Source organism: Kosakonia cowanii JCM 10956 = DSM 18146 (assembly GCF_001975225.1).
Lineage (GTDB): Bacteria > Pseudomonadota > Gammaproteobacteria > Enterobacterales > Enterobacteriaceae > Kosakonia > Kosakonia cowanii.
On the sequence record NZ_CP019445.1, the window covers coordinates 2152368 to 2166005 of the forward strand.

Here is a 13638-nt window from a genome sequence, read left to right on the forward strand (position 1 = left end):
GCCAGTGCGCGGGCGAAGTTTAGCGCGTCAGGCGCAGCTGCTGCAGGTTGCCATCAAGCTGTAGATCCGTTTGCAGACGCGCCACATCCCGGCAGATAAAGGCCATTTCGCGGTGCGCTTCCAGCTTCTGTCGCCACTTCTCAGGCACCTCGGCAAGATTGTCATACAGCGCTTCCAGCGTGGGAAAAGTGCTGAGCAGCTGGGTGGCGCTTTTCGGCCCGATCCCGGCGACGCCCGGTACTTTTGAACTGCTGATGCCCGCCAGCCCCCAGTAATCCGGCAGTTGCTGCGGCGTGACGCCATACTCCTGGTCAATAAACGGTGCATCCAGCCAGCGTTTCTGGAAGTAGTCGCGGATGCGGATGGTGGGTGAGAGCAGCTGGCAGTAGCCTTTGTCCGTCGAAACAATTGTCGCCTCTTGCCCCGCCTGCGCCATTTTCACCGCCAGCGTGGCGGCGAGATCGTCGGCTTCATTGCCCGGCGTCGCCCAGCAGCGAATGCCGCGCTGCTCAAACGCCGCGCGCAGTGCGGGCATCTCCTGATGCAGCGGCTCCGGCATCGGCGGTCGGCCCGCTTTGTAGTCCGGCAGCAGCTGGTGACGCCAGCCCTGATTGCGCGCTTCATCATCGAACACCGCCACCGCGTGGGTCGGCTGGCTGTGCACAATCAGTTGCTCAAGCGCGTGCAGGCAGGTCTCCGCGCAGGGCGAACCCTGCACCGCATGAATACGGCGGATAAGATTGAGTGCGTCGACAATAAGCAGATGAGCCACGGATACCCTCCTTGTAAGCGAGCGCTAAGGGTAACATTGCCCGCTTTATGAGGCTATGAAACGGTGACTATTCAGGAAGATGCCTCGCAAAACGAGGCATCTGTCAGGCAGGTTAATCGCAGGTAACGACCTTCATCGCCAGCCCGCCGCGGGAGGTTTCGCGGTACTTGGCGTTCATATCTTTGCCGGTTTCGTACATCGTCTCGATCACTTTATCGAGGCAGACGCGCGGCTCGCTGGTGCGGCGCAGCGCCATACGCGCGGCATTAACAGCCTTAACCGAGGCAATGGCGTTACGCTCAATACAGGGCACCTGTACCTGGCCGGCGACGGGATCGCAGGTCAGACCGAGGTTGTGCTCCATACCGATTTCCGCCGCAATGCACACCTGCGCCGGGCTGGCACCGAGCAGTTCAGCCAGACCGGCAGCTGCCATCGAGCAGGCGACACCCACTTCGCCCTGGCAGCCCACTTCCGCGCCGGAGATGGAGGCGTTCATCTTATAGAGTGAGCCGATGGCGCTGGCGACCAGCAGATAGCGTGCCAGCGAGTTAGCGTTCACTTCGCGGATAAACTTGTCGTAATAGGCCAGCACCGCCGGGACAATGCCGCAGGCACCGTTTGTCGGTGCGGTCACCACGCGGCCACCGGCAGCATTCTCTTCATTGACCGCCAGCGCGAACATATTGATCCAGTCGACAACCGCCATCGGATCGGTGGTGGTTTTATCACTGCTGACCAGCATGCGGCGCAGCGCGGCGGCACGACGCGGCACGCGCAGCCGTCCCGGCAACACGCCTTCGGTGTTGATGCCACGCTCAATGCCGCCGTGCATCACCTCCCAGACACGCGTCAGGTGCTGCTCCAGCTCCTCTTTGCTGTGCAGCGCCAGCTCGTTTTTCATCATCAGGCCGGAGAGGGAAAGCCCGCTCTCCTGGCAGTGACGCTGTAAATCGGCAGCGTTTTTATAGGGGTATGGCACCTCAACCGGCGCGCTGGTGGTCTGGCCGAAGTGTGCTTCGTCGACAATAAAGCCGCCGCCAATCGAGTAGTAGGTCTGGCTGTAGAGCACCGTTTCGCCCGCCAGCGCGGTGATGCGCATGCCATTCTCATGCAGCGAGAGATTATCGGCATGGAAATTCATGCAGCGATCGACCGGGAACTCCACTTCGTGCTCGCCGTTCGCCAGCAGCAGGCGGCCGTGCGTATTCACATCCTGAATAAAGCCCGGGATCGCATCAATATCAACGCTATCTGGCAGGTTGCCGGCCAGCCCCATAATAATGGCGATATCCGTATGGTGGCCTTTGCCGGTCAGGGAGAGCGAACCGTAAACGTCGACCACCACGCGGGTGACGTCGCGCAGCAGGCCGCGGGCAATCAAATCATCGGTGAACTGTTTGCCGGCTTTCATTGGGCCGACGGTGTGCGAGCTGGAGGGACCGATACCGATCTTAAAAATATCGAATACGCTGATCATAACGCGTTATCCATGACAAAGAGGGATCGCGCCGCCCGGCTGGACGGCGCGCAGAGATTAGCTGAACAGGGAGTAGAAAATCGCGGAGATAGCGATAAGACCCATAATCACAATGAAGACGTTGCTGATGTGACCGCTGTATTTACGCATCGCCGGAACACGGGCAATCGCATACATCGGCATCAGGAAGAGGATCATGGCGATAATCGGGCCGCCCAGCGTTTCAATCATGCCGAGGATGCTCGGGTTCCAGGTCGCAACAGCCCAGGTGGTCAGCAGCATAAACAGCGCGGTAATGCGGTTCAGCTTGTTGATTTCGATGGTTTTGCCTTTGCCGCGCAGAGATTTAATCACCATACCGTTGAAACCTTCACGCGCGCCGAGGTAGTGGCCGAGGAAGGATTTGGTGATGGCGATCATCGCGATGATCGGTGCCATCCAGGCGATGACTGGCGCATTAAAGTGGTTAGCCAGGTAGGAGAGAATCGAGATGTTCTGCTCTTTCGCCGAAGCCAGATCGGCCGGTGCCAGGCTCAGCACGCAGCTGAAGACGAAGAACATTACCGTCAGCACCATCATGATGTGGGCGAATGCCAGAATGCGTGAGCATTTACGTTCTGCTTCTGCGCCGTACTCTTCACGTTTCGCCACGGCGAAGGAGGAGATGATCGGTGAGTGGTTAAAGGAGAAGACCATCACCGGGATCGCCAGCCACAGGGTCATCCACAGGCCATTACCGGTAGCAGACGCGCTGTTGAAGGAGAGGGTTTCCAGCACCGCGCCGTTCCACTGCGGGATCAGGTAGACCGCGAGCAGCATCAGGGCGATAACAAACGGGAAGACCAGGATGCTCATCGCTTTGACGATCATCTGCTCGCCGAAGCGCACGATGGTCATCATACCGACGATCAGAATCAGGGAGAGAATGGCGCGAGGCGGCGGCGTCATGCCCAACTGGTGGGTCATAAAGCTGTCGACGGTGTTGGTGATCGCCACGCTATAGACCAGCAGAATCGGGTAGATGGCAAAGAAGTAGAGCAGGGTAATCAGTTTACCCGCGCCGATACCAAAATGTTCTTCCACCACTTCGGTGATATCTTCGCCGGGATTTTTACCGGAAAGCACAAAGCGGGTCAGGCCGCGGTGTGCGAAGTAGGTCATTGGGAAGGCGAGGATCGCCATGATGATCAGCGGAATCAGTCCGCCTACGCCAGCGTTGATGGGCAGGAACAGTACGCCAGCGCCAATCGCGGTACCGTAGAGGCCTAGCATCCACATGGTGTCGGTTTTACGCCATGCGCTCCGCGTTCCGGTTGAAGCCAGATTACTGGTTTGAGTCGTTTCCATTGGTAAATCTCCTGGGAAAATCAAAAAGCTGCCATTTAGACAAATCGTTTGCCATCCACGTCAGCGGTAATATTTTATCCGGTTGATTGCGGCTATTTTTATAATTTCTTACCGCAATTATTTGCAGCGGAAAGATACATGTATGTTATGACTCTATCAGTGATCAGGATCGCAATTGCAATAATCCACTTCTTAAGTGGGCATATTTAGACCATCTGTCTGCTTATCTAAAATCATCTGAGATTTATGGGCGCGAAGGCTATCACCCGCCAGATATGCGATCAAACTCACAGCGGTGAAAGACGATAAAAGCGCTGTAGATCATCCCATTAGCAGTGATTTATCGACTTTTAAGCCAACTGGAGTGGATCATTACCTTGTGCAGGGTAGGGGAATTGCCGCGCGAAAGGCGGGAAGGTATAAGGGCGGCTTATGGCCGCCCGGTAAAAAGGGGTTATCAGGCGCAGATTTCGTAGCAGGGGATATAGGCCGATCCGGGGAGTTTCATACGGTGCTGGGCGACAAAGCCCTGCAGCAGATCATCCATCCGGCGCATCATGTCGCTGTCGCCATGAATTTTGTAAGGGCCAAACGTTTCAATCGCACGAATGCCGTGCTCTTTAACGTTACCCGCCACAATGCCGGAGAAGGCGCGACGCAGATCCGCCGCCAGCACTTCGACGGGTTGATCCGGGTAGAGCTTCAGGTTGGCCATATTTTCATGGGTCGGCTCGAACGGCACCTGCAGATCCGGCGCAATGCGAATCGACCAGTTGAAGCTGTAGGCATCGCCGGTTTCGCGACGATTCTCTTTCACCTGCGGCATCGCCTTTTTCATCTGGCGCGCCACTTCGGCCGCATCGTTGATGATGATGGTGTAGTGACGGCGCGCGGCTTCGCCCAGCGTGTTGACGATAAATTCATCCAGCACGCGGAAGTAGTCGGCGCTCTCTTTCGGCCCGGTGAGGATCAGCGGCAGCACCTGATTTTTGTTCGCCGGGTTCATCAGAATACCCAGCAGGTAGAGCAACTCTTCCGCCGTGCCGACGCCGCCCGGGAAGATAATGATGCCGTGGGCGATACGCACAAACGCTTCCAGACGCTTTTCAATGTCCGGCATGATAATCAGCTCGTTAACCAGCGGGTTTGGCGGCTCTGCGGCGATGATCGATGGTTCGGTCATGCCGATAAAACGCCCCTCTTTATAACGCTGCTGCGCGTGGCCGACCGCTGCGCCCTTCATCGGCGCTTCCATTGCTCCCGGCCCGCAGCCGGTACAGATATTCAGCTCGCGCAGGCCAAGCTGGGTGCCGACGCGGCGTGCGTAGAGGTACTCGGTTTCGTTGATCGAGTGGCCGCCCCAGCAGACCACCATGCTCGGCGCTTCGCCGACGTGCAGGGCACGGGCGTTACGCAGAATTGAGAAGACCAGGTTGGTGATATGGGTCGAACTCTCCATATCAAGATGCTGAAAGCGCCCGGCGTTATGGATCTGGCCGTTCACAAACAGGATATCGCGCAGCACGGCAAACAGGTTGGCCTGTAGCGCGCGGATCAGACGCCCGTCGACAAACGCCTCTTCCGGTGGGTTAATCAACTCCAGCTTGACGCCGCGTTCACGGCGCAAAACGTTGATATCAAAACTTTCGTTACGGGAGAGCAGCTCTTTGCTGCTGTCGGTCTGGCTCCCTGAGTTCAGTACAGCGAGCGAACAGTTGCGAAACAGTTGATACAGGTCGCTGCTGGCCGTGCGTTTAAGCATATCGACTTCCAGCTGCGACAACATATCCATCGAGCCAAGCGGGCTAATATGTGTAATCAAGTGAACTCCTTACGGGACGAAAATTTTATCTTCCCTGCTGATTACAATAGCCCTGGCTTATGACGTTTAACAACCTGTCAACGCATGTTTTACTGGCGCGCCAGCCGCCCGGTTGCCGGAACGAAGTCTGTATTGCTGCGCCACGGGTTGATATCGAGGCCGCCGCGTCGGGTGTAGCGCGCGTATACGCTGAGGGATTCCGGCTGGCAGAAGCGCTGAATATCCGTAAAGATGCGCTCAACGCACTGCTCGTGAAACTCATTATGATGGCGGAACGACACCAGATAGCGCAGCAGTTTTTCCCGGTCGATTTGCGCCCCGCGATACTGGATCTGCACCGAGCCCCAGTCCGGCTGGTGGGTAATCAGACAGTTGGATTTCAGCAGATGGCTAACCAGTGTCTCTTCCACCACTTCGCCATGCGCGGCGTCGGTCAACAGCGCAGCATCAAACTCATAGTTATCAATAGCGATATCCTGATCGTCGATGCAGAGGCCAGCAAAGCGGGCAACCGGCTGGCCTTCCAGCTCATCGACGCGGTAGAGCGTGACGCTTACCGCACCCTGCGCGCAGGCGCTGAGATCGCGTTGCAAGGTGCTGCGTACTTCATCCCAACTGGCGAAACGGGTCTGGTTAAAGCTGTTGAGATAGAGTTTAAAACTTTTAGACTCCACCAGATTGAGGCTGGCGTAATCCAGTTCCACCTGGCCGACCGCGACCTGCGGCAGCCCGTTGGCATTGAGCCAGGAGAGCTCATACAGCGTCCAGATATCCGCGCCGTGAAAGGGGAGGTTATCAGCCTTCAGCCCAAGGGGATCGCGGTTGAGGGAGCGCGGCACGCCTTGCAGCAGGCTGGCGTCATAGGTGTCGCGGTAGTCGGTGGTTTTGCCCAGCGTCAGGCCCGAAAGCGCCTGGTGGTTATCATAAGAAGACATGTTTCATCGCCATTTTGCAGGTAAACTATGGCGCAAGTTTATCCTGGCTTAAGTAAAGAGAGAAATCGGTGGAAAAAGAGACGGCTCAGGCGCTGAAAGCCTTTACGGAACGTTATTGCGATGCGTGGCATGCGGCGCACGGCAGTTGGCCGCAGAGTGAAGATCTGTATGGCGTCCCTTCGCCCTGCATTATCTCTTCTACCGACGATGCCGTTTTCTGGCAGCCGCAGCCCTTTACGGCGCAGCAGAACGTCCACCCCGTTGAACAGGCGATGGAGATTGTGGTACAACCGCCGATCCATGCCTTCTATACCACGCAGTTTGCCGGTGATATGGGCGCGCGGTTGGGGGATATCAGCCTGACGCTGCTGCAAACCTGGAGCGAAGCGGATTTTGTCCGGGTACAGGAAAATCTGATTGGGCACCTGGTGACGCAGAAAAGGCTCAAATTATCGCCTACACTTTTTATTGCCACGCTTGAGAGCGAGCTGGACGTCATCTCGGTGTGTAACCTGAGCGGTGAGGTGATGCAGGAGACGCTCGGTACGCGCAAACGCACGCGTCTGGCCAGCGATCTGCCCGATTTCCTCACTCAGCTACAACCCGTCGTGTAAGCCCTTAGCCTACGTCCCGTGTGAGAGATCTCTTACAAAGCCTGTAGGAGATCGGCTGTTCGTATTCTATAACTCACGTGAGTTATCTTTATTTAAACAATTATAAATCATAATGTTAATACGATAATCCCTGGGGTTAATGCCCGATTACGGCATAGCTTTGTCGTTAAGTCTCCTTGTAAGACCGGCCGGAATACGTAATTCTATCTCCTGTCGACACGGAGTCTGACTAAGAGACGTACATCAGGATGATGTTGTTTCTGGACACACCGGGAAGGTGCTTCACGGACAGACTTCAGGACGAAGTGAGAGGATATCGCCGGAGTGCGTTAAAGGACACCTCCAGGACGGAGAATGAGAGCCGGTCAGGATGGACGGTAGATCAGGAGGATCCAGGACACGCTTTAAGGATAAGGCCAGGTCACATCGGGGTGGTGTGAGCATGATGCGTTGTTTAAGGATGAACGGGTCAGGAGACCGCAGGAAAAGTTTTCATGGATGAGCAGGGAGCACACGGGTAGCCGGATAGCTGCGAAACGAACCGGGAGCACTGTTTTTACAGTGCTCCCTTTTTTTATTTCTTCCGCTCTTTGCTATGCTGCGCGCCAGTCTGATTAAACGGGGGCTTTTATGACTCAACATCAACGCGTGCGCCAGCAGCTTCAGCTGATTGAAGCGCAGCTGCGCGAGCACGATCTCTGGCAAACCACTGCCCCGGCGCTGAGCGCCTTTGAAAGCACGCAACCCTTCTGCATGGACACCCTCGCACCCTTTGAGTGGCTGCAGTGGGTGCTGATCCCTCGTATGCACGCGCTGCTCGACAGCAAGCAGGCGCTGCCGCAGGCGTTTGCTATCGCGCCCTATTACGAAATGGCCCTTGAGGCGACACACCCCTCCCGCGATGCGATGCTGGTTCATCTCCAGCAGCTTGACGCGCTGTTTAGCGACGAAAACCACTGATGCTGGAGATAATCTACCAGGATGAGTGGCTGGTCGCCGTCAACAAACCCTCCGGCTGGCTGGTGCACCGCAGCTGGCTCGACCGCGACGAAAAAGTGGTGGTGATGCAGACCGTGCGCGACCAGATTGGTCAGCATGTCTTTACCGCCCATCGTCTCGACAGGCCGACTTCTGGCGTCCTGCTGATGGGGCTCTCCAGCGAAGCGGGGCGGCGTTTATCCCAGCAGTTTGAACAGCACCAGATGCAGAAGCGCTACCACGCGATTGTGCGCGGCTGGCTGATGGAGGAGGCATTGCTCGACTATCCATTGGTCGAGGAGCTGGACAAAGTAGCGGATAAATTCGCCCGCACCGATAAAGATCCGCAGCCTGCCGTAACCCACTATCGCGGCCTTGCGACGACCGAATTACCGGTTGCGATTAGTAAGTTTCCCTCTACGCGCTATGGGCTGGTCGAGCTGGAGCCGAAAACCGGACGCAAACACCAGCTTCGCCGCCATCTCTCCCATCTGCGCCATCCGATTATTGGTGACAGCAAGCATGGCGATCTGCGGCAAAACCGCAGCGCGGCGGCGCATTTCGGCCTCAACCGCCTGATGCTGCACGCCAGCCAGTTAAGCCTTACGCACCCGTTTACCGGCGAGGCGCTAACCCTGCGCGCCGGCTTCGATGCGGTATGGATGCAGGCGCTGGATCAGTTCGGCTGGCGCGGCCTTCTCCCTGAGAATGAAAGGGTTGAGTTTAGCGGCCTCAGCGGTCAGGATGAGGGCAATCTGGAATCACGCAAGGAGTGATAAGCATGGCGAATATAGGCATTTTTGTCGGCACGATGTACGGCAATTCGCTGCTGGTAGCGGAAGAAGCGCAGGCGATTTTGGAAGCCCAGGGCCATACGGCAAAGGTGTATGAAGATCCCGAAGCGGCGCAGTGGGAGGGCAACAAAGGCAACTATGCGCTGGTAGTCACCTCTACCACCGGCCAGGGCGATCTGCCGGACAGCATCGCGCCGCTGTTTCACTACCTGCGCGACACCATCGGCTATCAGCCCGAACTGCGCTACGGCGTGATTGCACTGGGCGACAGCACCTACAGCCACTTCTGCGGCGGCGGGAAAAAATTTGATGCGCTGTTGCAGGAGCAGGGCGCGCAGCGCATCGGCGAAGTGCTGCTGATTGATGCCAGCGAAGATCCGGAGCCAGAAAGCGTCTCCAACCCGTGGGTTGAGCAGTGGGCAAGCCTGCTGAAATAGGCCCGTTTCCCTCCCGCCTGCCGGGAGGGTTAGCCTCTTTTTATTAACCGTCAAGCGACGCCATTCACACTCTTCGCACCTGACCCGCGCTTTTACCCCGTCGTTTATCGTCTGTTTCAATTTTCGTGAAATACCCCCCATCGCCCTGGGCTAATGCCCCAAACCCGCGCTGAGCTGTCGCCGAATGTTGTGTTGATGCACGGTGAGAGTTACCAGGCCGCTTTTTATACTCCTTGAGCCAGTTAACAAAGCCGCCCGCCGTGGAGTGAAAACGCGTCGGGCCGCGGCATAAAAAGAGCGACAGCGTTCTGTCTTCCCCTACAGGTTGCGCCGTACAGGATGCATGTTGAAAAGAACATCTATGCTTCGGGAGTACAACCATGAGTGCATTAAGCCAGGCGGCGAGCGGCGCTGAAAAGCGCACTAACGCCCGCTACTGGATCGTGGTGATGCTATTTATCGTCACATCCTTCAACTACGGCGATCGCGCTACGCTATCGATTGCTGGCTCGGAAATGTCCAAGGCTATCGGCCTTGATCCTGTCGGTATGGGCTATGTCTTCTCCGCCTTCTCCTGGGCCTATGTCATCGGCCAGATCCCGGGCGGCTGGCTGCTTGACCGCTTCGGCTCGAAACGCGTCTACTTCTGGTCCATCTTCACCTGGTCGCTCTTTACCCTGCTGCAAGGGTTCGTCGATCTCTTCAGCGGCTTTGGCATCATCATCGCGCTCTTTACGCTGCGCTTTATGGTCGGCCTGGCAGAAGCCCCCTCGTTTCCGGGCAACAGCCGCATCGTTGCCGCCTGGTTCCCGGCGCAGGAGCGCGGCACGGCAGTCGCCATCTTCAACTCCGCGCAGTACTTCGCCACGGTGATCTTCGCGCCGATCATGGGCTGGCTAACCCATGAAGTGGGCTGGTCGCACGTCTTCTTCTTTATGGGCGGGCTTGGGATCTTCATCAGCTTCCTGTGGCTGAAAATGATCCACGAGCCGAACCAGCATCCGGGCGTCAACAAAAAGGAGCTGGAGTACATCGCCGAGGGCGGCGCGCTGATCAATATGGATCTGAAAAACAATCAGCAGAAAGTGCCCTTTTCGCAGAAGTGGGGCCAGGTCAAACAGCTGCTCGCCTCACGCATGATGATCGGCGTTTATCTCGGGCAGTACTGCATTAACGCCTTAACTTACTTCTTTATCACCTGGTTCCCGGTCTATCTGGTGCAGGCGCGCGGCATGTCGATCCTGAAAGCGGGCTTTGTCGCCTCGATCCCGGCGATCTGCGGCTTTGTCGGCGGCGTGCTTGGTGGGGTGATCTCCGACTGGTTAATGCGCCGCTACGGATCGCTGAACGTGGCGCGTAAAACGCCCATCGTGCTGGGCATGCTGCTCTCGATGAGTATGGTGTTCTGTAACTACACCGATTCGGAAACCCTGATTATTGCCTTTATGGCGCTGGCCTTCTTTGGCAAAGGGATCGGTGCGCTCGGTTGGGCAGTGATGGCGGATACTGCGCCGAAAGAGATCAGCGGCCTGAGCGGCGGCCTGTTTAATATGTTCGGCAATATCTCCGGCATCGTCACGCCGATTGCGATTGGCTACATCGTCGGCACCACCGGCTCGTTTAACGGCGCGCTGATTTACGTTGGCGTTCATGCGCTGGTGGCGGTGCTCAGTTACCTGGTGCTGGTGGGCAATATCAAACGCATCGAACTTAAACCCGTAACAGGACGCGAATGATGAATACACAAGCCACGCCCGTCATCACCGACATGAAGGTGATCCCGGTTGCCGGGCACGACAGCATGCTGATGAATATCGGCGGCGCGCATAACGCTTACTTCACCCGCAATATCGTGGTGCTGACGGACAGCGCCGGGCAGACCGGCGTAGGTGAAGCGCCGGGTGGAGAGGTGATCTATCAAACACTGGTCGATGCCACGCCAATGGTGGTGGGACAAGAGATCGCCCGGCTGAACAAAGTGGTGCAGCGGGTGCACAAAGGCAACCAGGCGGCGGATTTCGACACCTTCGGCAACGGCGCGTGGACCTTTGAACTGCGCGTTAACGCCGTCGCGGCGCTGGAGGCGGCGCTGCTCGATCTGCTCGGCAAAACCCTGAATGTCCCGGTGTGCGAACTGCTGGGGCCGGGCAAACAGCGCGATGCCGTTACCGTGCTCGGCTACCTCTTCTATGTCGGCGATCGCACGAAAACCGATTTGCCCTATCTGGATGCGACGCCGGGCAGCCATGAGTGGTACCGGCTGCGCCATCAGGAGGCGATGAGCAGCGAAGCGGTGGTGCGCCTTGCCGAAGCGTCGCAGGATCGTTACGGCTTTAAAGATTTCAAACTGAAGGGCGGCGTGCTGCCGGGCGAGAAGGAGATCGATACCGTGCGCGCGCTGAAAAAACGCTTCCCCGATGCGCGCATCACCGTCGATCCTAACGGCGCGTGGCTGCTCGACGAAGCTATTCGCCTCTGTAAAGGGCTGAACGATGTGCTGACCTACGCGGAAGATCCCTGCGGCGCGGAGCAGGGTTTCTCCGGGCGTGAAGTGATGGCGGAGTTTCGCCGCGCCACCGGTCTGCCGGTTGCCACCAATATGATCGCCACCAACTGGCGGGAGATGGGCCACGCGGTAATGCTCAACGCGGTCGATATTCCGCTCGCCGATCCGCACTTCTGGACCCTCTCCGGCGCGGTGCGCGTCGCGCAGCTGTGCGACGACTGGGGCTTAACCTGGGGCTGCCACTCCAACAACCATTTCGATATCTCGCTGGCGATGTTTACCCACGTCGCCGCCGCTGCACCAGGCACGCCAACGGCGATTGATACCCACTGGATCTGGCAGGAGGGCGACGCGCGCCTGACGAAAGAACCTTTGCAGATCCGCGAGGGGAAAATCACCGTACCGGACGCGCCGGGTCTTGGCGTTGAGCTGGACTGGGCGCAAATTGAGAAAGCGCACGCACTCTATAAAACCTTGCCTGGCGGCGCGCGCAATGACGCAGGCCCGATGCAGTACCTCATTCCTGGCTGGACGTTTGATAAAAAACGCCCCGTTTTTGGACGGCATTAAAAGAGCAAAAGGACACCATTATGAGTACTTACAGTTCCACGCCCGTTGTGGCATCGATGCAGGTTATTCCCGTTGCCGGTCACGACAGCATGTTGATGAACCTGAGCGGGGCGCACGCGCCTTTCTTCACCCGCAATATCGTGATCATTAAAGATAACGCCGGTCATACCGGGGTTGGCGAAATCCCCGGCGGGGAGAAGATCCGCCAGACGCTGGAGGAGGCCGCTGCGCTGGTGGTCGGTAAAACGCTTGGCGAATACAAAAATGTGCTCAACAGCGTGCGCAACACCTTTGCCGACCGCGATGCCAGCGGGCGCGGGCTGCAGACCTTCGATCTGCGCACCACCATTCATGTGGTCACCGGTATCGAAGCGGCGATGCTCGATCTGCTCGGTCAACACCTTGGCGTGAACGTTGCCTCCCTGCTCGGCGAAGGCCAGCAGCGCAGCGAAGTGGAGATGCTCGGTTACCTCTTCTTTGTCGGCGATGCCAAAAAGACGCCCCTGCCTTACCAGAGCCAGCCCGACGATGCGTGCGACTGGTATCGCATCCGCCATGAAGAGGCGATGACGCCGGATCGCGTGGTGCGCCTGGCGGAAGCGGCTTATGAGAAATATGGCTTTAACGACTTCAAACTGAAGGGCGGCGTGCTGGCCGGGATGGAAGAGGCAGAAGCGATTGCCGCGCTGGCAAAACGTTTCCCGCAGGCGCGCGTCACCCTCGATCCGAACGGCGCGTGGTCGCTCGATGAGGCGATCGCCATCGGCAAGCAGCTGAAAGGTGTGCTCGCCTACGCTGAAGATCCGTGCGGGGCCGAGCAGGGCTTCTCCGGGCGTGAAGTGATGGCGGAGTTCCGCCGCGCCACCGGTCTGCCGACCGCCACCAATATGATCGCCACCGACTGGCGGCAGATGGGCCACACCCTGTCGCTGCAATCGGTCGATATTCCGCTGGCCGATCCGCACTTCTGGACCATGCAGGGCTCGGTGCGCGTGGCGCAGATGTGCCATGAGTTTGGCCTCACCTGGGGTTCGCACTCCAATAACCACTTTGATATTTCACTGGCGATGTTCACCCATGTCGCTGCCGCTGCGCCGGGCAAGATCACCGCCATCGACACTCACTGGATCTGGCAGGAGGGCAACCAGCGCCTGACCAAAGCGCCGTTTGAAATCAAAGGCGGAATGGTGCAGGTGCCGACCACGCCGGGTCTCGGCGTTGAGCTGGATATGGATCAGGTGATGAAGGCTAACGAGTTGTACCAAAAGCATGGGCTCGGCGCGCGCGACGATGCGATGGGCATGCAGTACCTGATCCCCGACTGGAAATTCGATAACAAGCGTCCCTGCATGGTGCGTTAATGAAATTGCCACTCCTTGCGGG

12 protein-coding genes are annotated in these 13638 nt (G+C 57.8%); 7 read left to right on the forward strand and 5 right to left on the reverse strand.

What is annotated here, in order from left to right; all coding sequences use genetic code 11:
• Window positions 1-19 precede the first annotated feature (19 nt).
• The 5 genes from xni to queF all read right to left on the reverse strand — a co-directional run bounded on the left by xni (window position 20) and on the right by queF (window position 6356).
• Window positions 20-772, reverse strand: coding sequence for a flap endonuclease Xni (gene xni, locus BWI95_RS10110; RefSeq protein WP_023479496.1), 753 nt, complete (start codon window positions 770-772; stop codon window positions 20-22).
• 112 nt (window positions 773-884) lie between these two features.
• Window positions 885-2252 (reverse strand): L-serine ammonia-lyase, encoded by a 1368-nt coding sequence (locus BWI95_RS10115; protein WP_054804272.1) that lies wholly within the window; start codon window positions 2250-2252, stop codon window positions 885-887.
• A gap of 57 nt (window positions 2253-2309) precedes the next feature.
• Window positions 2310-3599, reverse strand: a complete 1290-nt coding sequence (locus BWI95_RS10120) for an HAAAP family serine/threonine permease (RefSeq protein ID WP_023479482.1) — start codon at window positions 3597-3599, stop codon at window positions 2310-2312.
• A gap of 457 nt (window positions 3600-4056) precedes the next feature.
• Window positions 4057-5421 (reverse strand): nucleotide 5'-monophosphate nucleosidase PpnN, encoded by a 1365-nt coding sequence (ppnN, locus tag BWI95_RS10125; RefSeq protein ID WP_076769421.1) that lies wholly within the window; start codon window positions 5419-5421, stop codon window positions 4057-4059.
• A gap of 89 nt (window positions 5422-5510) precedes the next feature.
• Complete coding sequence (gene queF / locus BWI95_RS10130) at window positions 5511-6356, reverse strand: NADPH-dependent 7-cyano-7-deazaguanine reductase QueF (RefSeq protein WP_054804273.1); 846 nt, start codon at window positions 6354-6356, stop codon at window positions 5511-5513.
• Between the two features lie 68 nt (window positions 6357-6424).
• Between queF and syd the strand changes: the two genes are divergently transcribed.
• From syd to gudD, 7 genes are all read left to right on the forward strand, one after another.
• On the forward strand, window positions 6425-6970 hold the full coding sequence (syd, locus tag BWI95_RS10135; RefSeq protein WP_054804274.1) for a SecY-interacting protein: 546 nt from the start codon (window positions 6425-6427) through the stop codon (window positions 6968-6970).
• A gap of 630 nt (window positions 6971-7600) precedes the next feature.
• Window positions 7601-7930: a YqcC family protein gene (locus tag BWI95_RS10145; protein ID WP_054804275.1), complete on the forward strand. Its 330-nt coding sequence runs from the start codon at window positions 7601-7603 to the stop codon at window positions 7928-7930.
• Entirely contained in the window at window positions 7930-8724 is a 795-nt protein-coding gene (truC, locus tag BWI95_RS10150; protein ID WP_054804276.1) for a tRNA pseudouridine(65) synthase TruC, read from the forward strand. Before BWI95_RS10145 ends, truC begins: the two co-directional genes overlap by 1 nt.
• A 5-nt stretch (window positions 8725-8729) precedes the next feature.
• Window positions 8730-9179 carry a flavodoxin gene (locus tag BWI95_RS10155; RefSeq protein ID WP_076769422.1) on the forward strand — a complete coding sequence of 150 codons (450 nt, stop codon included), beginning with the start codon at window positions 8730-8732 and terminating at the stop codon, window positions 9177-9179.
• Window positions 9180-9559: 380 nt separating this feature from the next.
• Window positions 9560-10915: an MFS transporter gene (locus BWI95_RS10160; RefSeq protein WP_054804277.1), complete on the forward strand. Its 1356-nt coding sequence runs from the start codon at window positions 9560-9562 to the stop codon at window positions 10913-10915.
• Window positions 10915-12255 carry an enolase C-terminal domain-like protein gene (locus BWI95_RS10165; RefSeq protein ID WP_076769423.1) on the forward strand — a complete coding sequence of 447 codons (1341 nt, stop codon included), beginning with the start codon at window positions 10915-10917 and terminating at the stop codon, window positions 12253-12255. The genes BWI95_RS10160 and BWI95_RS10165 overlap by 1 nt, the downstream gene beginning before the upstream one ends.
• A 20-nt stretch (window positions 12256-12275) precedes the next feature.
• Complete coding sequence (gudD, locus tag BWI95_RS10170) at window positions 12276-13616, forward strand: glucarate dehydratase (RefSeq protein ID WP_054804278.1); 1341 nt, start codon at window positions 12276-12278, stop codon at window positions 13614-13616.
• Window positions 13617-13638: the final 22 nt, after the last annotated feature.